We start from the raw sequence: 25,332 nt of genomic DNA on the forward strand, positions 1-25,332 counted from the left end.
CCTACCAAGCTTGATGTTCTTGATTTTGCTATATCTCATATGTATGCCTGTACTTTGTCTTTATGCTAGGGAATCTATCATTTCTTCAAAATGCCAATTAAGAGACACACAACCCCTAAGCCAATCCATAACATCTTCCCAAGCGACAATCTATCAGCCATGCCGGCAAGTCCGATAAGGGTCGTAACAATCAGTACGGATGGCCCAACAAAGGCTAGTGCCGAATTAACAACCAGGGCCTTGTCGACTCTTCCCAGCTTGAGCATAAGCAGCGCTGCAATAATCTCTATCATTCCTGACGTGATACGCAAGCTTGCCATGCTCGCCACAAACTTATCAAGCATATGAACCTCCCCCTTGTCCCATCTCTTAAACGATATGCCTGGTTTCCCTTATTTAGCATAAAAAAAAGAGCCCGCAGCTCGCGAGCTCTTTGAATCCTCTATATCGTTTACCGGCGATCCTGTGGACCTCCAACAAAAGCCGTATTCTCCGTATCCAGACCATAAGCGCTGTGGAGCGCAGTAATGACCTCGTTCAGCTTGCTTCCGTCAATGACACAAGAGACTTTAATCTCCGATGTGCTTACCATAACAATGTTAACCCCTTGCTTGGAGATAACTTCAAACATTTGGGCAGCCACCCCCGGATGGCTCACCATACCGGCACCAACGATGGACACCTTGACCAGCCCTTCTTCCGAAGTTACCTTATCATAAGGCAGTGCGCCGCGAATCTGCTCCAGAACCTTTAATGCCTTGTCGCAATCGGACAAAGCCACTGTAAAGGAGAAATCCGCTTTGCCGTCCTGTACCCCGCTTTGGACGATAATGTCCACATCAATCTTGGACTCGGCCAATGAACCAAATACCTTGGCCAATACGCCAGGAACGTGCGATACACCCAGAATGCTGATTCTGGCTACGTTCTTATCGTAGGCGATCCCGCTAACTACTACGCCTTGCTCCATCTTGACTTCCTCCTTCACAACCGTTCCTTCATTATTGTTAAAGCTTGACCGTACCACAAGACGAACCTGATGCAGCTTGGCGTATTCTACCGCACGGGGATGCAGCACCGCCGCCCCCAAGTTAGCCAGCTCCAGCATTTCGTCATAAGAGATTTCGTTCAGCTTGCGTGCATTTTTGACGATTCTCGGGTCGGTGGAGTAAATACCATCCACATCTGTATAAATTTCGCAGCAGTCAGCATGGGTAGCTGCCGCCAAAGCAACTGCAGTTGTATCGGAACCACCACGACCGAAGGTCGTGATCTCGCCCTCCTCGGTCATGCCCTGGAACCCGGCTACAATAACGATATTTCCCGCCTCCAGCGATTTCAACACCCGCTCCGGCTGAATATCGGTAATCCGCGCCTTGCCGTGCACCGCCTCTGTACGGAAGCCTGCCTGCCAACCCGTATAAGAAACCGCTTGAGCACCCATTGCCTGAAGCGCAATCGACAACATCGCAATGGAGATTTGCTCACCGGTAGTCATTAGCATGTCCATTTCCCTTGCCGGGGGTTCTTTACTTAACAGCTTGGCCTGATCTATCAGATCATCCGTCGTATCTCCCATAGCAGAAACAACGACCACCACTTGATTTCCTTCCTGCTGCTTCTCGATAATGCGCCGGGCAACCCGCTGCATCCGCTCCGTATCGCCTACGGAACTTCCTCCAAATTTCATTACATATAAAGCCAACTCCAGACCCTCCCTAATGATGCTCCACTTATGTGCGCAACCACTGTTTGAACCAGTAACGCTTTAAACCAGTATAATACGAATGACCCGAAGGTCGTCAATGGTTTACAAAAAAATTCCTCCACCCCAGCAAGGGTGGAGGAGCCTGCGGCAAGCTATGGGCCCGCTAAGCAAGGACCTGCCTGCATTCGCGTAAATTCATGAGTTATGCCCGCGAAATATATTTACCTTCACGGGTATCAATCAGAAGCACATCATCTTCATTGATAAAGAGAGGAACCTGAACGTTGAGTCCCGTTTCTACCTTAGCATTTTTGGTAGCACCGGTTGCCGTATTGCCTTTGATGCCCGGCTCGGTTTCAACCACCTTAAGCTCTACGCTGTTCGGCAGGTTAATGCCCAAAATTTCACCTTGATAGCTAACGATCTTTACATTCATATTCTCCTTGAGGAAATTCAGTTCCCATTCCAGTTGCTCTTCTGTCAGCGAGAATTGATCATAGGTTTCGTTATCCATAAATGTATGCTCTTTCCCACTAGCATACAAATACTGCACATCGCGGTTCTCGATCATGGCACGGCCAATCGTTTCCCCAGCGCGGAACGTTTTCTCCACGGTGTTGCCGTTGCGCAAATTCTTCAGCTTGGAGCGAACGAAAGCTGCACCCTTTCCCGGTTTTACATGCTGGAACTCCAGCACCGTAAAAATGTCACCGTCTACTTCAACGGTCAGGCCTGTCTTAAAATCGTTTACTGAAATCACAAAAGTACCTCCTCAAGTGGGTTAACAACATTTATTAAGATTGTGGATTTAACATACCATAAATACAAGGTTTAGCCGAGTGCTATGAAATCCTTGGTGGATTCTGTCAGCCGACGGTTGCCGGTCTCCGTAATGACGATGTCGTCTTCAATCCGGACGCCGCCAATCCCGGGCAGATAAATTCCCGGCTCTACGGTGACAACCATCCCCGGTTGCAGCACGGTATCGCTGGCCTTCGACACCCGCGGTGCTTCATGAACCTCCATGCCGAGCCCATGGCCTGTGCTATGCCCGAAATACTCCCCGTAACCATAGCTGGCAATACAATCGCGGGCCAAGGCATCCGCTTCCCGCCCCGTCATACCAGGACGTATCCCTTCGACAGCACGCAATTGCGCCTCCAAGGTAATATCATAAATCTCCCGCAACTTCTCGCTTGGAGTCCCGATCGCCACGGTACGGGTAATATCAGAGCAGTAATCATTCATAAGTGCTCCGAAATCCATCGTCACCAGATCGCCAGGCTGCATGATCCGCCCGCTGGCCCTTCCATGCGGCAAGGCCGAACGTTCACCCGAAGCCATAATCGTATCAAACGATGGACCTGTGGCGCCGTTCTTGCGCATGAAGATTTCGAGCTCAAGAGCTGCATCCCATTCACTAATACCAGGCTTGAGAACATCAAGCATGTGCATGAAGGTTTGATCCGCCAAATCAGCGGCTGCCTTCATCAGTTCCAGTTCACCATCGTCCTTGAACATCCGCAGTTCTTCTACCAGACCGCTCACTGGCACAAGTTCAACCGGCTTTAACTCACGCTCATAGGACCGGTAGGCGGCAAATGACATTAACTCCTCTTCAAAGCCCAGGCGTTTAATGTTTGCCCCGCTCAGCACGCTATGCAGCGCTCCGGTAACCGATGCTCCATGGTCTACGATTTGAAAGCCTTGCGCCTGGTCGGCTGCCTGGATTAAGTAACGAAAATCCGTCAACAGCCAGGCATCCTGCAAGGTCACTATTACATAACCTGAACTTCCTGTAAAACCCGTCACATAGCGGCGGTTCACTTCTCCGGTAATCAATACGGCCTCCAGGTTCTGCTTGTTCATTGCTTCACGAAGCCGGATAACACGAGTGTTCGCCATCGTAAACTCTCCCTTAATATATGAACTTTATCAACCGGTCTCCAGATATCCTAGCTCTGGGAATGGGCTTGTTCCAAGTGGCGCTTAAGCGCCATTAAACCCATTTCATAGCCATAGGAACCAAAGCCGGCAATTTGTCCAAGCGCTACCGGGGCAATGACCGACGTGTGCCGGAATGCCTCCCGCTTATGGATGTTGGACAAATGCACCTCAACGACAGGAATGTCTACCGACGTCAAAGCATCGCGAAGAGCATAGCTGTAATGCGTCAGTGCACCTGGATTAAGTAAAATTCCGTCCGAACTGCCATAGGCAGCATGAATCCGGTCAATCAGTTCGCCTTCATGGTTCGATTGAATAAACTCCAGCTCCAGGCCGCTAGTCTCAGCTAGCTGAACCAAGCTTGCTTCAATGTCCCCAAGCTTCTCGGCACCATAGATTCCGGGCTCGCGTACGCCGAGCATATTCAAATTCGGTCCGTTCATCACCAGGATGCGATACATAGCAGCTCCCCCTTCCGAAAATAACCAAAAGTAATTTTAACATAGAAGAGAGTCGCTTGAGAAGCTTTTTTGTCCGTTATTGGAGCGCATGCTTCGTTGTTTTCTTTGGCTCTCTGGCCCGCTCATCCGTATATTCCTCGGCAGCGGTGTAGCCGATAAACAATCCCCATAACAAATAGAGACAGAACTCGCTGATGATGGTCATCACAGGCAGCTTTTCAAATGGAGGGACCATATTTAGCCAAGGACCAAGGAGAACGAACAGCAGCACCCACCAGACCACACCGTATATAAGTCCCGGTATCGGCCCCCTTAGCTTGCGAAGAGCAAGCGTATAAATGGTAGTCGCCAGCAAGGACAGCCCGATAAAAGACGCCCAGCCTACGTAATATCCGGCCTGCGTATGCAGAAATGCATTTTTAAAAAACGGCTCCACCAGATACCCTGGAACCACCTCCGTAAATCCCATGTAAAAAAATAAAGCTTTGACGCCACCCCAGATCAGTCCTGCAAAACAACCAATCTCCAGTGAGAACAACCAGATATTCGTATTTTTTCTCCGCTGCTGCCTCCATGGCTGAGTACGTTCCTTAGCTGCTTGCTTCTGTTGTTTCAACTAATAATCTTCCCTTCTAAATTAGAGGTAGTCCTGAAAAGCTGACTTTTTGAACTCACATTGAAGTTAATTATGTTGGCATTAATTTTTGAAGATTAGTATGCTCATCTCCAGAAAGACTAAACAAACTAGAATTTGACCGTAAAGTCCGTTACAATGGAATCATTACAGAATTCAATAGGAAGGTGACTTATTTGCCTGAGCAAACTGCACCCGTTATTTACGGCGGTCAAGCCGTTATTGAAGGCGTTATGTTCGGCGGCAAGCATGTGAACGTAACGGCCGTACGCCGCAAAAGTGGCGAAATTACCTTTTTGGAAGTACCCAAGCAAGACAAGCAGTGGGTTAAAAAGCTGCGCAAGATCCCGTTGTTGCGTGGGCTGGTCAGTATCATTGATTCGAGTGCCAAGGGCTCCAAGCATCTGAATTACTCGGCGGAAGCGATGGCTGACGATGAGATGGAGCCGGAGGAACGAGCTAAGCAGAAGGAAAAGGACGAGTCGGGCTTCTCCCTGACCATGCTGGTTGGCGTAGCAATCGCCGGGGTCATTTCCTTTATCGTCGGCAAGCTCATCTTCACCCTGGTCCCAGCTCTGCTAGAACAGTACCTGTTCCAGTACGCATTCTCCAGTCAAACCATGCATACCCTAATCGAAGGCGTCATCAAGATTGTATTGCTGCTTGTCTATCTATGGCTGATGTCGCAGACCCCGATGATCAAGCGTTTGTTCCAGTATCATGGCGCAGAACACAAGGTCATCTCCGCCTACGAGGCTGGAGAAGAACTGACACCCGCCAATGTGCAGAAATATAGTCGCCTGCATTACCGTTGTGGCAGCAGCTTTATTATTTTAACCGTTATTGTGGGCGTTATTATTTACTCATTGCCTATCTTTAGTTGGGATAACGTTTGGGAACGGATGTACATTCGTGTATTGCTGCTCCCATTAGTGATTGGTCTTTCCTATGAATTGTTGCGGCTGACAAATGCAGTCCGTGAAGTGCCTGTGCTCCGTTTTCTCGGATATCCAGGGTTGTGGCTGCAATTGTTAACAACCAAGGAGCCTAGCGATGAGCAAGTGGAGGTATCCATTGCTTCATTTAACCGCATGCAGGAGATGGATGCTCGACTGGAGCAAGCGGGTGTTGCGGAGGCAACAGTCAATGCTGCATGGGATCCCTTGAAAGGATGAGATGGGCATGAGAAGACAACGCATCTTTTTATGGATTATCGCGTTTTTGTCGGTATTCGGCCTTATTGACGGCTTGTTTCTCAGCAAGCAAATACCCATAGGCCGTGTAATTATACCTTTAGGGGTAGTTGCCATTGTATTTCTATTGTATAAGTATCCGCCGCGCCGCTACCGGAAGCAACATCCCAAGATCAAACCATCGGCCCGTACGATGGCCAAGGTAGCTGCACAGCGTCGCTCTACTGGCACTGAGAAACGTAAGGCTTACCCGTTTCAGGTCATTGAAGGGCAAAAAGGCAAAGCTGATGAGGATTTGCCCAAATATCATTAAAGCTCATAAGAAAAACATCTATTGATGTACTATCTTTGAAGCCACGTTAAGCGGTAGTTTTTCTTGCGATTATTGAATCGTCCAGCTCCGCTGAAAACTTATAAATTCTATAACCTTAAAAAGGACGGCCCGTGAAGCACGGGTTCCGTCCTTTGCTTGTTCTTCCCTGCCGATTAAACTCGGGGCCTATAGGTCTGCTGATATTTCTGGAACTGTTCCTCATACAGCTTGCTGCTCCATCCCTTAAAGAAACGGTCCCCCGCACGAAAGCCCGACTCGTATAGCAGCAGACTCTCCTCATCGTCGATATCAAATTGCGTGGTGCTGATCCCGAGCGTAGGAATCTTGATCGTCCGATATCGATTGGATTGCTCGATGTACCGTTCATCATGCGCTGATAGCATGGACTCCACGATGGCTTGAAGCATCGAAAATGGACCATAAATATCATGTGGTTTATTCGTATTTTTACCAACCATTTGAAAACCTACCGTAGGCACCCGTCTGCCGGGGGACTGAGACTCCTCCCGATCAAATAACCACAATGGAAAATTGCTGAGCAGACCCCCGTCCACAATATGCAGAAACTGATTGACAAAAGGCCTTCCTTTCTTCAGCCTTGTCGGCAGACGAAGCAGCACCGGATCAAAAAAATAAGGGATACTGCAGCTCATGCGCACGGCGCGTGCCACCTCAAACGATCCCGAGGGAATGCCCATTCTATCCAAGTCATCGGGGAGTACCAGAATTTTGCCGTTAGTAATGTCAGAAGCAATAATCGTCAGCTTCCCCGGCTTCAGATCTCCAAACGTCCGTACTCCCTTGAGTCGCAGGATGTAACGGACCCATTCTTCCAGGGCTTCACCGGAGTACAAGCCCTTGCGAAGCAACACCCTTAGGGCAGGACCAAGGACAGCCAAGTTGAAAATTGGGGAACGCTTCAGGAACCGGGAGAACGACGTATGCATGATGACCTCTTTCATCTCTTCGGCGCTATATCCGGCGGCAAGCAGCGAAGCGACGATGGAGCCAGATGAGGTGCCGGCCACACGGTTAAATTTTCCCCCGTTCACTTCCGCAGCCCGAACCGCACCTGCCAGGGAAATTCCCTTGACTCCACCACCTTCAAACACTGCGTTCATCAGCATCAGGCTAGCAGCACCCCTTCCTATCCATAAGGTCTACTGCTTATGTATGTCGATAGGGGCGTGCATATGCCTGTCCTTGCTTACTGGCCGTAATAAGCTTGCAGCAACGGAATTAACCCTAGCGGGTTCTTACGCAAATCCTTGGCACTGAAGAAGATGCTGCCTCGTATTTCCGGAACCTGACGATTATAGTCCAGTTGGTTGATGATCTCCTGCGCACTCGACCAGCCGATCTCCGGCGTCCCTAGCTTGTATGGCGCGTGTCCGATGTACAGCTTGACGTTCGTTCCCTTGACCTCGCCTGCCCACCAGTCGGCCAGATGGTCGTATTGGACCTCCTTGCGTGACATACTCCAATAAATCTGTGGAGCTACATAATCGATCCATTCACGTTTGATCCACTTGCGAACGTCCGCATACATATGGTCATATGTTGTGACTCCGGCCTTCGTGTCCGAGCCGGTAATATCTACGTCCTTGTTGCGCCATACCCCAAACGGACTGATTCCGAAGGATACCCCCGGTTTGGATTGATGAATGCGTTGTCCCAGCTTCTCTACAAAACGGTTGATGTTATCCCTTCTCCAGTCGCCTTTATCTTTCAGGTTCTGAGCATTATAGGTTTTGTAGGTTGTATCGTCGTTAAATTTCTTGCTGGCGGTCTCACCGGTTGGGTAGAAATAATCGTCCAGATGAACACCGTCAATATCATATCCGTTCACAACCTCCATAATGGCGGAGATTACGTGTTCACGGGCCTGGGGCACTCCAGGATTAATATACAATTTCCCGTTGTACTTGACAGTCCAGTCCGGGTGCTCCTTGGCCACATGATTGGCGGGCAGCTTGCTGACATCTGCCCCGGTACTGGCACGGAACGGGTTAAACCAGGCATGGAACTCCATTCCTCTACGATGAGTCTCCTCAATAAGAAATTGAAGGGGATCATATCCCGGGTCCTTGCCCGCCGTTCCGGTGAGGTAAGCAGACCAAGGAACCAGCTTGGACGGATAGATCGCATCGGCCTCCGGGCGAACCTGTACAAACACAGCATTCATCCCCATGGCCTGCACCTCGTCCAGCAGCCGGATATATTCCGCTTTCTGTACATCTGTCTTACCGTAAGAGCCTTTGGTTGGCCAATCGAGATTGAATACGGTAGAGATCCATACACCGCGCAGCTCGTCAGCAGAGCCACCGGGAGTGGATGGCGGTGACGGAATATCAACGGGTGGAGCATCCGTGCCCGGCTCAGGCTGGGTTACCCCATCACTCGATCCGGAGTTCAACGTAATCGTTCGGTTTACGTTATTCCAGTTCACTGTGAGTCCAAGCTGCTCACTGACAAATCGCAAAGGCACCATTGTCCGTTCCCCGCTGACTTCTACGGAAGCGTCCAATTGGATGGTCTCTCCGTTGACCGTGGCAATTGTGGCTCCACTGGTCAGAACCAGCATATTGCCGTCCTTCTCAATGATGGCTGTCTTGTCCGATTGGGACCAGTCCACTCGTGCTCCCAGGCCTTCGCTAATGACGCGAAGCGGTACCATCGTTACATCGGCTCCAGGCTTGATATACGGGGGAGAATCCGTGGACAATAACGCCCCGTCCAGATAAATGCGAATGTCCGCTGTACCAGCTGCTTCCAGCTTTCCGGTATTCGGCCAGATCAGCATCAGAATGAAGATAGGAATCCACCAAGCGCGTAATTTCATGAGTAACCTCCAAAACATTTTATATGTACAAGCAGAATGCATGCACCCATATTAACGCTTTGAGACACCCAAGAGTTGCGCTTTTTCCAGAAAAAGCAGGTTAACCGAGCCAGCTACATAAGCGCATAGAAAAAGCATCTGCCTTGGCCCTAAGACAGATGCTTCTTCTAGGATTCATTTAATAATTCCTGATGAACATTCTCAAGCTCATTCATGCGGGAGGCATCACGTTTGAAATATTCTACCAGCGTAGCGATACGTGTGATAGAGTCCCAGCTCAAATGATGCTCAATTCCTTCGACATCTTTATAAATATTCTCATGCTCCACACCGATCATGCCAAGGAACTCCTCCAGCAATTGATGGCGGTCCACAAGTCGTTTGCCGATTTTCTTCCCTTTGCTGGTCAGGACAAGACCCCGATATTTCTCGTAAATCAAATATTCATCCTTGTCCAATTTTTGAATCATTTTCGTAACGGAGGAAGGATGAACCTCCAAACCTTCCGCAATATCGGATACACGAGCGTAGCCTTTCTCGTCGATCAGCTTGTAAATCCGCTCCAAATAATCCTCCATACTGGGCGTTGGCATCTGATGATTCCCTCTTTTCCATGAGTTAACGCGGACTTAATGTACGCAAAACATTACTCTGTTAATGATACATGTTATGATTGTCCATTGGCAAGTGCACTTCAGACACTACAATCGTCCACGCCTAGAATTTTAGCCATTCCGGAGTGATCTGCTGAAGCCAGATGGTAATCTGCGCCATACGGTTTGTGAACAGCAGCACACCCATCAGCAACATAAGAGCTCCTCCGATTTTCATAATCACCGCAGAATATTTCAGAATCCATTTGGTTGAGCCGATAAAAAAGGCCAGTATGAAAAATGGCAGCGCGAAGCCCAGCGTATATGCTGTAATAAGTCTGATCCAGGTGTTTGGTTCCGTCACCGCCATAGCGATAATTGCAGCCAGAATCGGCCCCACACAAGGCGACCATCCCGCCGAGAAGCCGATTCCAAAAATAAATGAACCAATATATCCGGCAGGCTTGGATGTCAGGTTTATTTTCCGTTCCTTCATCAGAAATTGCGGCTGGAACAAGCCTAATAAGACCAAACCCATGACCATGATTAATATAGCTGATAATTGCCGAATCAGCACGCGGTATTGATTGAAGAACTCTCCGAACAGGCCGGCCCCAAACCCCAGCGTGTAAAATACAACCGAAAAGCCAAGGATAAACGCCAATGTATGCGTCATCGTCCGGAAGCGAACTTCCCGCTTCCCCTGCTCTGTCTTGAGCTGCTGCACGGACAATCCCGTAATATAAGACAGGTAAGACGGATACAACGGCAGGCAGCAGGGGGAAATAAACGACGCTATCCCCGCACCAAAGGCAATGCCGAGATGAATATCAGCCATTCAGACCTCCTATGTATATCCCGGGTAGGGCTACGCGGAGAACCCCCGTTTTCCCAGCAGGGTTAATATAAGCATCCCAATCAGCAGCAGCACAATCGTCGCCCCGGGGGCCAAATTCCAGATACCCGCTACCATCAGCCCTGCGACTACAGCGATTTCTGCAATAATGACCGAGAAAATCACCGAAGACCTGAAGCTTCTGGCAATCAGCAAGCTACAAGCTGCCGGAATTGTCAGCAAAGCGGAAACAAGCAGCGCCCCCACAATTTTAATGGCTGTACTGATAACAAGAGCCGTCATGACAGTAAGCAGCAGATTCAGCATCTTGACCGGCAGGCCGCTAACCGATGCCGCATCCTCTTCAAAGGTAAGCAAGAAGAATTCCTTAAAGAAGGCAAATACGATGACAATCACCACGATAGTAACGGCAAAAGCTACATATAAATCCATCGTGTCCAGTGTAAAGATGCTGCCAAATAAATAACTGGTTACATCTGTATTGTAGCCCATCCCCAGCGTAAAGAACAAGGAAGCCAGAGCCACGCCGCCGGACATAATGATGGCGATGGATAGCTCGGCATATCCTTTGTAAGCCTTGCGCAGCTTCTCGATGGCAAAGGAAGCCACCACGGCAAAAACCAAGCCCACCCCAACAGGATATGCCCCAACCAGCAGCCCCAGGGCAACCCCGGCAATGGTCACATGAGCAAGCGTATCTCCAATCATGGACAAGCGCCGCAGCACAAGGAAAATGCCAATAAGCGGGGCCGTCAGCCCAATCAGCAGCCCTCCGGTCAGCGCTCTTTGAAAGAAATCAGCAGTTAAAATTTCCAAAAACCACAACTCCTAAAGGTTTTGCCAAGCAAAACCAACTTCGTATGTCTTTTTTGCTTTGATTGCTTTATTCAACTACACCAAGGAATGCTGCAGGTCCGGTATCGCACAGTCCTGATCATGCGAATGCCGCACATAGAACTTGATTCCGCCGCACTGCTTGCGAGGCTCTTGTCCCAAGCGCCCTTCGATCAGAGCAATATCATGGGACACCATCAGAAAAGTCATATGATGATGAGCATGCAAATGGAAGATTAACTCAAAAAAGTCGGCCTGCGTCTGCGCGTCAATCCCCACCGTCGGTTCATCGAGGATCAGCAAATCCGGCTTATTAATCAAGGCTCTGGCTAAAAAGACGCGTTGCTGCTGTCCCCCGGATAGCTGCCCGATCCGCTTGTCGGCAATGCTGCTGATGCGCATCACTTCCAGAGCATCTTCACATTTCTTGTGCTCTGCACGACCAACTCGGCGGAAAATTTGCCGGTTATGATAAAGACCTGATAATACCACCTCACGCACCGTTGCGGGAAACAGTGGGTTAAAGGCATTCTTCTGGGGCACATAGCCTATTCGCTTCCAATCGCGAAATCGCCTGATGGGTTGACCAAACAAGCGAATCTCTCCCTGCGTCGGCTGCAGGAGACCAACCATCATACGCAGCAATGTCGTTTTCCCGGCTCCGTTGGAACCAATCACGCCAACGAAATCCCGTTCATGCACCTCAAAGCTAAGATCAGTGATGACCTTCTGATCCTGATAGGAGAAGGACACCCGATCCAGTTCAATGATGCTGTCATGACAAACGGCCTCTTCGGCCGCGTTAACATTGTATTTGATCATTAATAGCATCCTTCCACATACTGATGTCTACTATCTATTGTAGAGCCAGCACCAGATTTTGCAAATTATTCTCCATCAGTGTGAAATAATTATCCCCTGCCTGCTCCTGATCCTTCGTTAAACCTTCTACCGGGTTCAGGACAAGAGTTTCGACACCCGCTTCAGCAGCCAAGGTCTTGGCCAGCTTATCGGACACCAGCTCTTCAAAGAAAATATAGCGTATGCCTTCTTCCTTCACCTTCTTCGTCAGCGCGATTAAGTCCTGCGCTCTAGGCTCTGCTTCGGGGGAAAGCCCCATAATAGCATGTTGAGTTAAGCCATAATCGCGGCACAGATAACCAAAGGCCTGGTGAGACACGACAATTTCCTTCTTATGCAAAGACGCTAGCTGTTCAGTAAACTTAGCATCCAATGCCCGCAGCTTGCTGACAAGCTCTTCGTAGCGAGCTTCATATAACTCCTGATGTACAGGATCTGCTTCAACATAGCTGTTCTTGATATTCTCCGCCATGATCATCGCCGATTTCGGACTAACCCAAGTATGGGGGTCAACAGCATGGCTATTCGTTTCTTTCTCGGACTCATGATTGGCATCATGCTCCTCATCCTCGTGGTCGTGGTTATGTCCGGTCTCTTCCCCCTCCGGGGCGTGCCCGTGGCCATGCCCATCATCGCCAGCAGCTTCAATCAACTTGATGCCCTGGCTGACCTCAACCGGCTTCACAGCCGCATCGGCATTCAGTCCCTTTAAGAAATTAGGCACCCAGCCTTCCAGACCTGCCCCGTTATAGAAGAACAATTGCGCCTTGGACGTATTTAAAATATCCTGACTCCGCGGGGTCCAATCGTGAGGCTCTACACCTGTGGGCAGCAGATTGATTACGTTGGCTTCCTCACCGCCAATCGTCTTGGCAAACTCATATATCGGATAAAAGCTGGTAATGACATTAACCTTACCCTCTACGACGCCCCCGCCTGCGCTTTTTCCACAAGCAGACAACACCAACAGCACCGCGAGCAGCAAGGCTGCAAAGCCAGCTCTCCGTTTCAACTTGGGCAAAACCATTTAAAATCCTCCTCGTTACAAATCGTAATGATTACCAAAAGGATTATAGGACTTTTGCGCAAGCCTTGTCAACTTAAAATATATTCGGCGGCGGTTATACTGGCATTATATGTTTGATACCGACGCAGTTGGGCTTTTACCCTGGCAATCAATTCAAGAGGTCGAAACCGTTGATCTCCGGCATGATAATATCCAAAATGGCAAGGTCAAGCTCGGTGGTTTCTATGCAGGCAAGCGCCTCACTTGCAGAATACTAGTGATTTTTACCTGAAGAAATTCCTAAGATTTTCATAAGGTTAATCTAGGCTCCAAGCTAAAATCAGTGGTTGACGTTTGGACGAAGGGGAAGCTGCGGGCAGGGTTCTTCCAATCGCTGTTGTTCATCGATTTCTTTATTCCCTAAATTCAAATGATGTAGAAATCCATTCACAAAGGCGACCACTCCGTTTTTCCAGAATCCCTACAACCCTCCGCTGCATAGAGGCCTGCTGTCAACCGCTAGTCTTAAGATAGAACAAAAAAACCGCCGGAATGGCTATTCCTGGCGGTCAGCTAATTAAACGCTAAGTATGAATATGGAATGTCTATTTCACAACTGCTCCATTAGGCATGGAATCCGGGACCGTAGCCAATGTCAGCTGATCACCTTGAGAAGCGGCCAAAATCATGCCTTGCGATAGCTCCCCACGCAGCTTGACCGGTTTCAGGTTGGTAACACAAATGACTTTGCGGCCCACCAGCTCTTCTGGCTGATAGAACTTGGCAATGCCAGATACGACCTGGCGTTGCTCATAACCCAGGTCGAGCTGCAGCTTAAGCAGTTTATCAGCCTTCGGAACAGGTTCGCAAGCTACTACCTGCGCTACGCGAAGATCGACCTTAGCAAAATCGTCGATACCGATTTCTTCCTTAAGCTCCGGCTTCTCCACCACATCAGCAGAAGCTGGCGACGCCGCGGTCCCAGAAGAGGAACCCGCTGCTTCCGCCGCTGGAGCTCCGCCCGTCATCGAGTCGGCAATAAACTGGATTTCCTGGTCTACCTCAAGACGCGGGAAGATTGGATCGCCCTTCACCAGCTTTGTACCCGCTGGAAGCTGGCCAAAGGTCTTCAAGCTGTCCCATGAGGTTAATTCCCCTTGAGCAATCCCAAGCTGAGCCCAGATTTTCGCCGGAGCCTGGGTCAGGAACGGCTGCAGCAGGATCGAAGCAAAACGCAGCGATTCGGCAAGATGCGCCATTACAGACGCCAATTCTCCACGCTTCGCTTCCTCCTTCGCCAGCAGCCATGGCTGCGTCTCATCAATATATTTATTGGTGCGGCTAATGAAAGCACCAATATGGGTAAGTGCTACAGAGAACTCCATATTCTCCATCACTTCCTCAACCTTGCGAACCGTCTCATAAGCCACCTTGACCAATTCCCCGTCAAAAGCGGTCACATTGGGCACATACGCCGGTGCCAGACCATCAAAATACTTGTCTATCATCGCCACCGTACGGTTGAGCAAATTACCAAGATCATTGGCCAGGTCCGAATTAACCCGTTGCACAAAGCTTTCCGGCGTAAAAGAACCATCTGAACCAAAAGGTACCTCGCGCAGCAAGTAATAACGGGTAGCATCCAACCCATAACGGTCAATTAATACGTTAGGGTCCATCACATTGCCTTTGGATTTGGACATTTTGCCGCCCTTCATCAACAGCCAGCCATGGCCAAAAACCTTTTTGGGCAGAGGCAGCCCCAACGCCATCAGCATAATTGGCCAGTAAATCGTATGAAAGCGAACGATCTCTTTTCCCACCAGATGCACATCTGCCGGCCAATACCGTTTATAATTCTCGGCGTGCTCCGTGCCATAGCCAAGCGCCGTAATGTAGTTGGTTAAAGCGTCGATCCATACATAAACTACATGTTTGGGATCACCCTTCACCTTGACGCCCCAATCAAAAGTGGTGCGCGAGACGGCCAAATCCTCCAGTCCCGGCTTAATGAAGTTGTTGATCATTTCATTCTTACGCGATTCCGGCTGAATGAAATCCGGATTCTCTTCATAATATTGCAGCAGTCGGTCCACGTACTTGCTCATCCGGAAGAAATAACATTCCTCCTTGACCAATTCAACGGCATGCCCACTTTCCGGGCTTTTCCCACCGATGACCTCGTTGTTGTCATTACGAACGACATCCACAAGCTGCGATTCCGTATAATACGTCTCATCGGGGATGCTGTACCAGCCTTCATATTCCCCTTTGTAGATATCTCCCTGCTTCAGCAGTTGGTCGAAAATTTTCTCAACAACCTGCTTATGCCGCGGTTCCGTGGTACGAATAAAATCATCGTAGGAAATGTCAAGCTTCCCCCACAATTGCTTGATTCCGGTCACGATGCCGTCGACAAATTGCTGAGGGGTCTGCCCTTTCTCCTTGGCCTTCTGCTCAATCTTTTGACCATGCTCATCGGTTCCCGTCAAATAACGAACATCAAAGCCGCAGAGCCGCTTATAGCGCGCCATAGCATCTCCCGCCACCGTCGTATAGGCATGGCCGATATGCAGCTTATCACTTGGATAATAAATCGGTGTTGTGATGTAAAAGGTTGGTTTGTCAGACATTACACTTCAGCTCCTTCTGTAAAATGACAACAAAAAAAACTCCCATCCCCTATGGGACGAGAGAGTTCTCACGTGTTACCACCCAAATTCCCTGCTTCTTCACAGAACACAGGCTCCGTTGGTCATGACGACCTGCCGTTAACGCCGGCCCATGCGCCACTCCCTTACCGATTGTTTTTTGCAGACTTGTCGGCTCGAAAGCAGTTCCTCCCGGACCATCTTCCAAAGAAACTCCAGGCCGGTTTGCAGCTTCCCCGGCTCTCTGTAGCTGGATTATCCCTTGTACTCATCCGTTCACTGGAAGTATATAGATATCCCTTATAATAAAAGTTGTTCCATGACGTGTCAAGCCGCCATCTGCTCAAGGCTTATGGCTTGGCCTGATCACTCCTCAGTGGAGAGGTTATCTCTCCGCCCTGCCGCTTCTCTGCCTTAGGGGGGAACCGGATCAATCCCTCCAGGATGAAACGGATGGCATTTGGCAATCCGCTTGGCGGCCAGCCATGAGCCCTTCAGCGGCCCATGGACTTCAATCGCTTCCAGAGCATAAGCCGAGCAAGTCGGATAGAACCGGCAGGTCGGCGGTTTGAGCGGCGATATCAGCTTGCGGTAAACATAAATCGGAGCTTGAAAGGTCTTGCGAACAATGCCCATCTTATGCCCCCTCGTGCTGCTCCGGCGACGGCTGTGCTTTGCCGTCCGTGCGGCAGTTTTTACAATACCCGAACACTTCGAACTTATGCTTCACCACCTGGAATTGCTCAGGCGCATCCGTCAGTGGCATCGGGCAGAATTGAATGGGGTAAGTCTTCTCACATTGCAGACAGATCATATGGTGATGATGATGCCCTTCGCTGCAACCCGCTCGAAACTTAAGACCATCCTCAAAAACAACCTGTTCAAGTACACCCAGCTCCTCCATGACCCGTAAATTGCGGTACACGGTATCAAAGCTAAGCCCACTATATTGCTTGCACATATATTGGTAAACATCTCTTGGCGTGAGGTAAGCATCCCGTTCCGCGAACAGCTTGGCCAAGCTTCTGCGCTGATCGGTAATTCTCAATCCCCGGCTAGACATTACTCTGATAATTTCCTCTGTCGACAGCATGTGACATTCCTCCCGTCTACATCCTACCTCCATGCGTCTTATCTAATAATGCCCCAAATTCGCGGCTGCGTCAATGAAGGGGGATGTCGAGACACTCATTCATCTGGCGGATAGACGCGTAGGCATCTTCCAGGCTGCCTGTCTCAATTATAATCGCTCCTGAGTAAGCCTTTTGCTTAACCATATTCATCAATTCCAGCCACGGCACATTTCCCATACCCAGTCCGACATGATCATCATGGACGCCCTGATTGTCACTAAGATGAAGGCCAATCACATAAGGCAGCATCTTCTCCAGAATGGCCTGGGCTTGTCCCTTTCCACATAGATAAGCGTGTCCACAATCATACATAAGGCCAACCCGGGGTGAGTTCAATTGCTCAGCCAGCTGTACCAGGAAACCTGAATTCTCCACCTCTGGATCTTCCGCGATATTGAGCGTGCGAATCACCATCTTCATCACTTCCTGAACCAGGCCTGCCCAGTAGGTAACTTCGCCCGGACAGCTTCTATCCGATCTGCCCGGGCGACAAAGTATCAAATAGCAACATTCATTAATTTGCGGCGACGATAATCGTTACTGGCTCTGTATACAAATCATAGGTATCCTTCTCGGCAGTCGCGGTATACCGAAGCACAACATGTGCCACACCCGGCCCCTTGGCAGTAATTGTGTCTCCGTTAACTTCAATGAACTCTCCACCATCCAGTACAACAACCTCTGGAGCAGCCTCACGGACCGTACGATCATACGTCTTCACTTCAGCCACTAACTGCTGCTCCTGGCCGGAACGTAATGTATAAAGATGATCCTGGGCATTTACGGAAGCCGCCCAGTCTGACATCCACAACGCGTAATCCGTAGTCAAGCCATAGGCCCCCATTTTGAAATATTTAATTAATCCGGATTTCGTGTTAAGTGTCCATGGCGATACCAGCAACCCCCGGTGCTTGGAAGCCTCCAAAAACTTCTCTCCAAGCCCGGAATAGCTTGTGTTGAAGGTGGCATTAAGGGGCTGTACCAATTTCAGCGTTTCCCGCAGTGAATTAAGTACATTGTTTTCGCTTGCATAGCCGCTGACCAGCAGACCTAAGGGCATCTCCGGCATAAGTGCAGCAATACGCTGAAGCTGATCCTTGTTAAAGGACATCAAATTGACGGCAGACTCGGCGTCCTTCTCCCGGACAATTCGGACAAAGGCTTCCGTGCCTTGGGGTTTACTGGTTTTGATCTCCGCATACAGCATGATATTATTATCCTTCACCAAGTCCAACTGCTCTCCGAGTGTAGGTATTTTCACATCGGGAAAGCCCCGTGGATAAGGACGGTTGGCATTCAGCTTCTTTAATTCCTCCACCGTATAATCCTCGACATTTCCCCAGCCATTGGTAGTCAAACTCAATAGTGAATCATGGATAATGACCAAATCCTGATCCTTGCTCAAGTACATGTCGTTCTCAATAAAATCGGCCCCTGCCTCATAAGCCAGCCTATTGCTCTCAAGGGTATTCTCCGGAGAATTCGCCGGCATCCCCCGGTGTCCAATCAAATATGGCTTGCGTACCAGCGTAGTATCATGATCGTAAATCTCCAACGCCCTGAACCCGGCTTCCGGACGGGCTGTCACCATGCCGTTGACTCCAGCCGTAATTAAACGATGCAAGGAAAGTTCTCCCGCCAGCTCTTGCTCATCCTCCTGTGCCCAGACGACAATCGTCCGTTGCTGCAGGTATTCGGTGTTATAACGGGTTGCCGCGCTTGACGAAAGCAAGGCGATCTTGGCCCCGCTGACCGTCACTGTTCTTCTGACATCCAGCAGTTCTTCCTCGCTAAGCAACGCGCGATCCCGATAATCTACAATCCCCCGAAGCATCGGCATCGCTGATCGAGCCTGCTTGACCAGGTCACCATCTGCCGCTATAACGAAGGCATCCTCAATACGCTGACGAACGAGATAATCAGTTAATGGCGATACAGCACGTTCATCTTTTAAATAGAATGCCGGAATCATACGGTTCCCTATCAGGTCCAATACCTCGTCCAGGCTGCCGATGATATGGCTTTCGGATGCGTCAGTGACTTGCAGCTCCCGGTTCACATGGATGATCAGAGTAGCAGGTAAAGCTTGTCCTTGAACCACAGGCGCGATGTCTTTACTGCTTTGCAGTTCCGTAATCACCGATGGAGCCATGGCTATCTGTGTATCAGGCTCCATCACCTGCACGAACCGCTGACCTGTCAACGGCGGCAAGGGAGCCTCCAGTAAAGTGATGCGAATGTTCTCCACCCGCAAGGCACTGCCATTGGCTTGCAGCCCTATTCCTCCTTTGGTGTAAGCAGTAGCCGTATCGGTATCGATGATCAAATGGTTATCAATCGACTCCTGAACGCGATTACCTTTCACCTTGACCGTATATTGATAGGTTTGCTCATATTCCATGGGTGCTTGGTAAGCGCCCCGTTTAATGACATGCCAGTTATTACTGCGATTGCGCTCGGCGAACTCCACGCCATTACTGGCCTTTGCATTTTTGCGCACAGCCATTTGATAATAAGGGTAATTATTATTTTGTATACGGAACATCAACGAATTCCATCTCGTATTCTCATTCGCCTTCAGGAAAGCCATATCCGCCTCGATCTTGTAATCCCCAAATAAGTGAAGATAGTCTGGGAGCAATACCCGGGAAGGATTATCAGGCGAAGCCGTGGCATCGATCTCGAAGCCCCCCGCCTTGACTCCGGCATTGGCAGCCTTCTCCAGCCTTGTCCATCCCTCCGGCATTGTCCCATCAGCTAATTGCTCGAAGTCTTCTTCATAAAGCACATAATTTAAATCATTGGCATTTTTTGCTACCAGGAGAACTTGGGCCGTTGCCTCATCTCTAACCACATCAACTATATAAACCCCTTTACGGTGAATCTCCAGATAACCGTCCACGATCGAAATGCCATCCCCCTTCAATTGCCACTCCAGATCACCACCGTTCAATTGAACCTGTGATGAATCTGCTTGTTGCGCTTGAAACGTTAAGGATTGCAGCTCTACGGGCTCGCCCGTTGTTGCCAGAACGTAAGGCTGGTCAGGCGTTAGCGAGACAACTGCAGCACCGTTGTAAGCTTGCCCCAGCAGTGGAGCAAGAGAGCTTGCTCTAAGAGAGTCAAAATACACGATACCGTCCAGTCCACCTATCCCCGCTTGTCCCTTGGGCCATGCCCCCTCATTTGCCTGATAATCCAAAATGACCGCAAGCTCATGTTCACCCTCCCTGCCCAACTCAGCAGTAAGCCGATGGTCATAAACGTTAAGCCGCAGCAAGTAGTCCTGATTTAAGCTCAGTGGTGCAGTTGTTCCCTCAGCGATCACCTTCCGCATTCCTTCTGCTTCCAGGGTTACAAGCTGATAGCTTCCCGAGGGGTGAAGAAGCAGCGCATTCAGGTGCGAGTCCTCTCCTTCAGAGCCGCCAAACAAAATGGCAGCACTTCCCGGTTGCTCCTCGGCAAAGCGAAACCTAGTCTCAATGCTATACTGCTCTGCCTGTATGGGAGTCAGGATCGCCTCCAGTGTATCAGCCTCTGGTCTTCCTATACGCAGCTCATTATGACCATACGTATTTTGAGTTACACTAACAGATTCATCTGTATAACCACCTATAAATATCCATTTATTAGTCAAATCAAAAATACCTTCAGGGTAAGCATTAAAATTTTCCTCAATAAGTACATGAGCTTGTTTCTCTTCAACGCCCCCTTGCTCGGCTTGGGCATAGACCTTCATCATACCTAATTCCGTACTCAGTAAACCGCAGATCAACATCATAATGATTAGTAGCTTGGTTCCACTCACCTTGTTCTTCACATTCTTCCTCCCTTTCCCTTTAAAATAGGACTACGCCAATTCAACAAGACAATGTTGTGCGCCCTCTGCCACTTCCTCCCTCGTCGGGTCCATACCGGGGGGGAATCTTACGAAACGCAAATAACCCTCTCCTTAAGCAAAGGAAAGAAGCCAGCGCTGCACTTGCAACGCACTTCATTTGCTTAAGAGAGGGTTTTCTCCACGACTCGTACCCCGTATATTCGTTTATCTTGTTTCAGGGTAACTATAGCAAAGAATTGTTAGGGGAAAACTTGAAAACTATGAAATCTGTGTAAGTGGACTTAATTACTTGCTTTGCGAAAAAAAAAAGACACAGCGCAACTCAACGCTGTGTCTTGGTTGTTACCTAATTAATTCTTTTTCTCCGGCATTTGCTCAAACAGCAAATTCACAGACAAGAAGCTACCTGGTGCAGCGGTAAATACCAATTCGACCGATTGCTCCTGTTGGCCTACGCGGAAAAGTACCGCTGTTTCACTCGGTGCATTTAATGGAGCACCATCTGGTACATTCACAATACTTCCATTAACCATAATCACTCCTGAGTAAATGCCACCTCGCGGATTAAACGTAATCAGCGTATTAGGGGCCACACGCTGCAGCTTAATTTTATACAGCACACCAAAATTCCCGGCATTCATCCGGTATTCTCCAGTCGGGCCGTCATAACCTAACAAGAATGGATCACTGACATTGTCTCCAAGCAAAAATCTGGAAGTTTTGTCGCCAATAAGATCTGTATACTCTATATTGCGGTTTGCCTCCATATACGTACCACGATTATGGATGTCAGGGGCAAGTACACTCAGGTACGGTAAAGCTGCGAACGGATCCTTATCCTGATTAATTATAATGACAGTATAATCCAAAGTTTGGTCGCTACTTACATCCGCAAACAACGAAATCACTTCACTAGGCTTCAACGGTCTTTCGCTTAATTCATCAAAGATAATTTTACTCTCACCCGGGGCAAACAAAGTTTCCTTATACTTGCTTCTAGTTTGCATAGATTCAAAATAGCGTTGCACCGACATTTTCCCGGCTGCCGTAGCAAACTGGCTTGGGCCGGCAAAACCCAGATTGCTTTGTACTAGACGAGCGCTAGCCTCATTATTATTCGTTGCAATAACATACATTTTCATAGGGCTACCTGTAGCATTAATATGGTGAATCATAAAACGTGTATTGCCGGCAGCCTTCTCCCGGTACACAATTCCTTCCTGATACACATTTTCAGGACTGTTGCTGCGAATCAGGGTAACCGGTTCCGAGGTATGAGAATATTTAATACTTTCCAAGCTCGGCACCTGCGATCCGTCAAAGCTGTACTTCTCACCGATCGGAATAAACAATTTGTTAAAATCATCCTGCGTATACAAGGTTTCATCCGTAATCGTAATCGTCTTTTCAACGGTCGACTCCAAACCAAATGGGTTCACGACTCTCAGACGAATGGTCACCGGGCCAGGCGTAAAGTAAGCCCATTGCTTATTTTCCCAACGACGCTCGGTAATACTGACCTCATCCGTACTCAAATCCGCATAGGTGATCAGTTCACCCATTTTGTACGTATCTTTATCCGTCGTAAAGTTGGCCACCGGCGGTGTATGAGGCTTGTTCACGCGAATCGTTAACGTGAAGGGCTTACTCCATTGACCGCTGGAATCCTGGACCCGGTAACTAACCGTATAATCGCCTGGGGTTTCAAACATTTCCTGGCGTCCGGTCCATTCTTCGTTGACAATAGCAAGGCCGATTGGAGAAGTGGCATTGGTAAGATACTGTACCTGTGTTTCTCCCGCTATAATTTCTTTATTGCCAATCGTAAAAGAAGCTTCGGGCAGTGTGGACACATCAACGATGACCTTCTTCCCTACCGCATCATACGAATAAGTGATATTTAAGGCTTTAGTAATTGCCGTTAACGGCACCATGAAATTATCATTCGCCGAATAGGATTTACCTCTCATCGTTTGCACAACACCATTAACTTTGTAGCTGGTGGTATCTAGTTGAAAGCGAAGCTCGTCTGTCCCCCGCGTGATAATCGTTTCTTTAGTTGTATTGTCAAAAGAAAGATGAAATCCCGCGCGCTCTACAATGGCACGAATCGAGATATAAGATACACCGTCCTTCACTTCCATCGGATGGCCGGCAAGATATTCCTTACCGTTCTGGTACATCTTATTGCTGTTCACCATCAGGACGAGTTGGCCAGAGTTGCTGGTACTATTCTCATCTATATTGGTAGGCACTTCGGGCGGAAGCACGACTTCGCCATTTTCCTCAGTTCCTTGCTGAGTTTCTTCGGTTACCCCTTCGCCTTCGTGTTCCCCATTCACGTCAGCGTCAGGATCATTTGCGCTTTCTCCGGCCTGTGTTTCACCGGTAATCTCTTGCTTTGGGCCTTCTTGATTTGATGCACCGGACTCTGTTCCTTGATCGGTCATGTGGACCTCCGGCTGGTTCCCCTGGCCCGATTCTTCCGCACTTGCCGGAAGAACCATGGCAACTTGCGATGCTGCCAAAATCGTGGTGATTAACAATCTTTTAAAATTCATCCTTAAACTCCTTTTGCTCTCCCATTTTGTATATCTAATTTACTCACAATGTATTAAACGCAGGTAAACTCGAAAAGTTTCTAGCTTAGCCGACAATAATCAAGTGAATCTCGCATATTATTTATTTAGCTCTTCTTTTGAGTCAAAACCGAAATATGTGCTTGCCGATATCATTAAAATTAAAGGAGGTCCTTAAAATCATCCTGTGATGATTTTAAGGACCTCCCTTTTTTGGAACTACCTCTTACTTGCCATTCATAGTCAGGCTGACTGGCAAAACGCCTTGCGGCTGCAGGCGGCCGACGAGCACTCTGGCAACGGCATCAAGTGCGGGTGGCCGATTCTCGTACAAGCACAAATAAGTGCCCACCTCCGGAAATGCCCGTAGATCATAAGGATTACGTGTGGAAACGACAATGATCCGCTTGCCCCCGAATTGCTGCAGCAATCTCTGTACCAGGGTTTGTTGTCCCTGATCCAGTTCTCCTACCGCTGTATAGGTAGCTATTACAACCTGGGCGAACTCAGCGCTCCGTTCCAATACGGTATTGATCTCCTGCTCTGAAGCGTACACGCCGATGACCGCCACCTCTACCTGGTAATGCAGTGGTTGTAAAGCCTCGGCCAACGTATACGTATACACCGCCGGCTCATCTACCTCGGTCGTATGCCGAAGCTCAGGCCAGACCACCAACACCGGCTGATCCAGCCGAATTGGCAGACTCCCATCATCACGCACCAGCGTGACGCTTCCCTCTGCCGCACGGCGCAGGATATCCCCGCTCTCTGCTTCCGGCGTTAACGGAATGGTTGCCGCACCCGTGCTAGCTTCCAGCGGCCGCGAGCTGCCTAGCCGCTGCTGCTTCAAGGCCAGGATACGTTCGACGGAGCGGTCGATGTGCTCTTCGCTAATTCGTCCGCTGCGTACGGCTGCGGTCACCGCTTCAATCGCAGCGATCTGGTCTGCCAACGTATGGCTTACCAGTACCAGATCGGCTCCAGCTTCAATGGCCCGTACCGCTCCCTCTCCCACACCGAAATGGCGAGCGATGGCCTGCATTTCCAGACAATCAGTGATGATCACTCCATCATAACCTAATTCACCGCGCAGTAGATCCGTCAGAACCCGCCGCGACAGGGTAGCCGGAGCCTCCTCCGGTTCAAAGGCCGGGAAGATGACGTGAGCGGTCATAATGGCGTCTACCCCTGCCTCAATAGCCGCACGAAACGGCAGCAATTCCACCTGCCGCAGCCGTTGCCTATCATGAGGAACACTGGCCAGGCCCAGATGAGAATCCACATCCGTATCCCCATGGCCGGGAAAGTGCTTGGCCGTCGCAATGACCCCCTCATGTTGATACCCGCGGATGGCCGCCGTACCGTGAGCCGCCACCCGATTGGGATGCTCGCCGAACGAGCGAACCCCGATTACCGGATTAGCCGGATTATTGTTCACATCGACACAGGGAGCAAAGTTGAAGTTAATGCCCAGCGCCAGCATTTCCCGTGCCGCAAGTCTGGCAACCTCCTCCGTTAACATGGGGTCATTCGCCGCTCCCAACGCCATATTGCCGGGAATCCGGCTCATCCCTTCATGATCCAGCCGGGCGACCATGCCCCCTTCCTGATCAATAGAGATGAAGAGCGGCACCTCCTGATGATGACGCGAAAGCTGCTGCAGGCTTTGCGACAAATCGGCAAGCTGAGCTGCGGATTTAATATTACGCCGGAAATAAACGATCCCCCCAACATGATAACGTCCTACCAAGGTCTGGATTTGCTCGTCGGGCTCCGGACTGTGGAACCCACAAATAAATAGCTGGCCCAGCTTCTCTTCCAGACTCCATTTTGTTAAATTCACCTGCATCCCCCATTCC

At 49.5% G+C, this 25,332-nt stretch carries 22 protein-coding genes and 1 pseudogene; 2 read left to right on the plus strand and 21 right to left on the minus strand.

All coding sequences use genetic code 11. The features are described 5' to 3' along the window. Window positions 1-77: 77 nt before the first annotated feature. The 6 genes from C557_RS0108955 to C557_RS0108980 form a co-directional block, all read right to left on the minus strand. Window positions 78-344, minus strand: coding sequence for a YqhV family protein (locus C557_RS0108955; protein ID WP_018751519.1), 267 nt, complete (start codon window positions 342-344; stop codon window positions 78-80). A 107-nt stretch (window positions 345-451) separates the two neighbouring features. Further along, window positions 452-1,705 carry an aspartate kinase gene (locus tag C557_RS0108960; RefSeq protein WP_018751520.1) on the minus strand — a complete coding sequence of 418 codons (1,254 nt, stop codon included), beginning with the start codon at window positions 1,703-1,705 and terminating at the stop codon, window positions 452-454. A 205-nt stretch (window positions 1,706-1,910) separates the two neighbouring features. Then, a complete protein-coding gene (efp, locus tag C557_RS0108965) occupies window positions 1,911-2,468 on the minus strand; it encodes an elongation factor P (protein ID WP_018751521.1) in 558 nt (185 codons plus the stop codon). Window positions 2,469-2,539: 71 nt separating this feature from the next. Then, complete coding sequence (locus tag C557_RS0108970; protein WP_018751522.1) at window positions 2,540-3,613, minus strand: M24 family metallopeptidase; 1,074 nt, start codon at window positions 3,611-3,613, stop codon at window positions 2,540-2,542. 50 nt (window positions 3,614-3,663) lie between these two features. Continuing rightward, a complete protein-coding gene (aroQ, locus tag C557_RS0108975) occupies window positions 3,664-4,116 on the minus strand; it encodes a type II 3-dehydroquinate dehydratase (RefSeq protein WP_018751523.1) in 453 nt (150 codons plus the stop codon). Between the two features lie 76 nt (window positions 4,117-4,192). Then, window positions 4,193-4,732 carry a YqhR family membrane protein gene (locus C557_RS0108980; protein ID WP_018751524.1) on the minus strand — a complete coding sequence of 180 codons (540 nt, stop codon included), beginning with the start codon at window positions 4,730-4,732 and terminating at the stop codon, window positions 4,193-4,195. A 194-nt stretch (window positions 4,733-4,926) separates the two neighbouring features. Between C557_RS0108980 and C557_RS0108985 the strand changes: the two genes are divergently transcribed. Beyond that, window positions 4,927-5,925, plus strand: a complete 999-nt coding sequence (locus tag C557_RS0108985; RefSeq protein ID WP_018751525.1) for a DUF1385 domain-containing protein — start codon at window positions 4,927-4,929, stop codon at window positions 5,923-5,925. Window positions 5,926-5,932: 7 nt separating this feature from the next. Continuing rightward, complete coding sequence (locus C557_RS0108990) at window positions 5,933-6,256, plus strand: hypothetical protein (RefSeq protein WP_018751526.1); 324 nt, start codon at window positions 5,933-5,935, stop codon at window positions 6,254-6,256. 173 nt (window positions 6,257-6,429) lie between these two features. On the opposite strand, the gene C557_RS0108995 is transcribed toward C557_RS0108990, so the two are convergent. The 15 genes and pseudogenes from C557_RS0108995 to nagZ all read right to left on the minus strand — a co-directional run bounded on the left by C557_RS0108995 (window position 6,430) and on the right by nagZ (window position 25,322). Beyond that, window positions 6,430-7,404, minus strand: coding sequence for a patatin-like phospholipase family protein (locus C557_RS0108995; protein WP_018751527.1), 975 nt, complete (start codon window positions 7,402-7,404; stop codon window positions 6,430-6,432). A gap of 80 nt (window positions 7,405-7,484) precedes the next feature. Then, window positions 7,485-9,119, minus strand: coding sequence for a family 10 glycosylhydrolase (locus tag C557_RS0109000; RefSeq protein WP_018751528.1), 1,635 nt, complete (start codon window positions 9,117-9,119; stop codon window positions 7,485-7,487). Between the two features lie 167 nt (window positions 9,120-9,286). Then, window positions 9,287-9,712 (minus strand): transcriptional regulator MntR, encoded by a 426-nt coding sequence (gene mntR / locus C557_RS0109005; RefSeq protein ID WP_018751529.1) that lies wholly within the window; start codon window positions 9,710-9,712, stop codon window positions 9,287-9,289. A 124-nt stretch (window positions 9,713-9,836) separates the two neighbouring features. Beyond that, the gene (locus C557_RS0109010; RefSeq protein WP_018751530.1) at window positions 9,837-10,550 is read right to left on the minus strand and encodes a cytochrome c biogenesis CcdA family protein; all 714 of its coding nucleotides are present in this window, start codon (window positions 10,548-10,550) and stop codon (window positions 9,837-9,839) included. A gap of 30 nt (window positions 10,551-10,580) precedes the next feature. Next, entirely contained in the window at window positions 10,581-11,384 is an 804-nt protein-coding gene (locus tag C557_RS0109015) for a metal ABC transporter permease (RefSeq protein ID WP_018751531.1), read from the minus strand. 75 nt (window positions 11,385-11,459) lie between these two features. Beyond that, window positions 11,460-12,224: a metal ABC transporter ATP-binding protein gene (locus C557_RS0109020; RefSeq protein ID WP_018751532.1), complete on the minus strand. Its 765-nt coding sequence runs from the start codon at window positions 12,222-12,224 to the stop codon at window positions 11,460-11,462. 34 nt (window positions 12,225-12,258) lie between these two features. After that, window positions 12,259-13,290 (minus strand): metal ABC transporter solute-binding protein, Zn/Mn family, encoded by a 1,032-nt coding sequence (locus C557_RS0109025; protein ID WP_018751533.1) that lies wholly within the window; start codon window positions 13,288-13,290, stop codon window positions 12,259-12,261. A gap of 104 nt (window positions 13,291-13,394) precedes the next feature. Next, window positions 13,395-13,543, minus strand: a pseudogene (locus C557_RS25400) (DNA-binding response regulator); the annotation flags it as partial. 331 nt (window positions 13,544-13,874) lie between these two features. Further along, window positions 13,875-15,902, minus strand: a complete 2,028-nt coding sequence (gene metG, locus C557_RS0109030) for a methionine--tRNA ligase (protein WP_018751534.1) — start codon at window positions 15,900-15,902, stop codon at window positions 13,875-13,877. 432 nt (window positions 15,903-16,334) lie between these two features. Next, a complete protein-coding gene (gene yidD / locus C557_RS0109035) occupies window positions 16,335-16,556 on the minus strand; it encodes a membrane protein insertion efficiency factor YidD (protein ID WP_018751535.1) in 222 nt (73 codons plus the stop codon). 1 nt (window position 16,557) lies between these two features. After that, on the minus strand, window positions 16,558-17,013 hold the full coding sequence (locus C557_RS0109040; protein WP_018751536.1) for a Fur family transcriptional regulator: 456 nt from the start codon (window positions 17,011-17,013) through the stop codon (window positions 16,558-16,560). 70 nt (window positions 17,014-17,083) lie between these two features. After that, window positions 17,084-17,554 carry a sugar phosphate isomerase/epimerase family protein gene (locus tag C557_RS0109045; protein ID WP_154656190.1) on the minus strand — a complete coding sequence of 157 codons (471 nt, stop codon included), beginning with the start codon at window positions 17,552-17,554 and terminating at the stop codon, window positions 17,084-17,086. A 13-nt stretch (window positions 17,555-17,567) separates the two neighbouring features. Further along, window positions 17,568-20,873: a glycerophosphodiester phosphodiesterase family protein gene (locus C557_RS24140; protein ID WP_018751538.1), complete on the minus strand. Its 3,306-nt coding sequence runs from the start codon at window positions 20,871-20,873 to the stop codon at window positions 17,568-17,570. A 371-nt stretch (window positions 20,874-21,244) separates the two neighbouring features. Continuing rightward, a complete protein-coding gene (locus tag C557_RS0109055) occupies window positions 21,245-23,455 on the minus strand; it encodes a copper amine oxidase N-terminal domain-containing protein (protein ID WP_018751539.1) in 2,211 nt (736 codons plus the stop codon). Window positions 23,456-23,699: 244 nt separating this feature from the next. Further along, window positions 23,700-25,322, minus strand: coding sequence for a beta-N-acetylhexosaminidase (nagZ, locus tag C557_RS0109060; protein ID WP_040676675.1), 1,623 nt, complete (start codon window positions 25,320-25,322; stop codon window positions 23,700-23,702). Window positions 25,323-25,332: the final 10 nt, after the last annotated feature.

Origin of the sequence: Paenibacillus sanguinis 2301083 = DSM 16941 (assembly GCF_000374825.1) — a bacterium.
GTDB lineage: Bacteria > Bacillota > Bacilli > Paenibacillales > Paenibacillaceae > Fontibacillus > Fontibacillus sanguinis.

Bases quoted from the DNA above. Each gene is read 5' to 3' on its own strand.
- C557_RS0108955 (WP_018751519.1), bottom strand. From the start codon at position 344: ATGCTTGATAAGTTTGTGGCGAGCATGGCAAGCTTGCGTATCACGTCA.
- C557_RS0108990 (WP_018751526.1), top strand. From the start codon at position 5,933: ATGAGAAGACAACGCATCTTTTTATGGATTATCGCGTTTTTGTCGGTA.
- yidD (WP_018751535.1), bottom strand. From the start codon at position 16,556: ATGGGCATTGTTCGCAAGACCTTTCAAGCTCCGATTTATGTTTACCGC.
- C557_RS0108995 (WP_018751527.1), bottom strand. From the start codon at position 7,404: ATGCTGATGAACGCAGTGTTTGAAGGTGGTGGAGTCAAGGGAATTTCC.
- C557_RS0109040 (WP_018751536.1), bottom strand. From the start codon at position 17,013: ATGCTGTCGACAGAGGAAATTATCAGAGTAATGTCTAGCCGGGGATTG.
- mntR (WP_018751529.1), bottom strand. From the start codon at position 9,712: ATGCCAACGCCCAGTATGGAGGATTATTTGGAGCGGATTTACAAGCTG.
- C557_RS0109020 (WP_018751532.1), bottom strand. From the start codon at position 12,224: ATGATCAAATACAATGTTAACGCGGCCGAAGAGGCCGTTTGTCATGAC.
- nagZ (WP_040676675.1), bottom strand. From the start codon at position 25,322: ATGCAGGTGAATTTAACAAAATGGAGTCTGGAAGAGAAGCTGGGCCAG.
- C557_RS0108970 (WP_018751522.1), bottom strand. From the start codon at position 3,613: ATGGCGAACACTCGTGTTATCCGGCTTCGTGAAGCAATGAACAAGCAG.
- aroQ (WP_018751523.1), bottom strand. From the start codon at position 4,116: ATGTATCGCATCCTGGTGATGAACGGACCGAATTTGAATATGCTCGGC.
- C557_RS0109055 (WP_018751539.1), bottom strand. From the start codon at position 23,455: ATGAATTTTAAAAGATTGTTAATCACCACGATTTTGGCAGCATCGCAA.
- C557_RS0109000 (WP_018751528.1), bottom strand. From the start codon at position 9,119: ATGAAATTACGCGCTTGGTGGATTCCTATCTTCATTCTGATGCTGATC.
- metG (WP_018751534.1), bottom strand. From the start codon at position 15,902: ATGTCTGACAAACCAACCTTTTACATCACAACACCGATTTATTATCCA.
- C557_RS0109025 (WP_018751533.1), bottom strand. From the start codon at position 13,290: ATGGTTTTGCCCAAGTTGAAACGGAGAGCTGGCTTTGCAGCCTTGCTG.
- C557_RS0109010 (WP_018751530.1), bottom strand. From the start codon at position 10,550: ATGGCTGATATTCATCTCGGCATTGCCTTTGGTGCGGGGATAGCGTCG.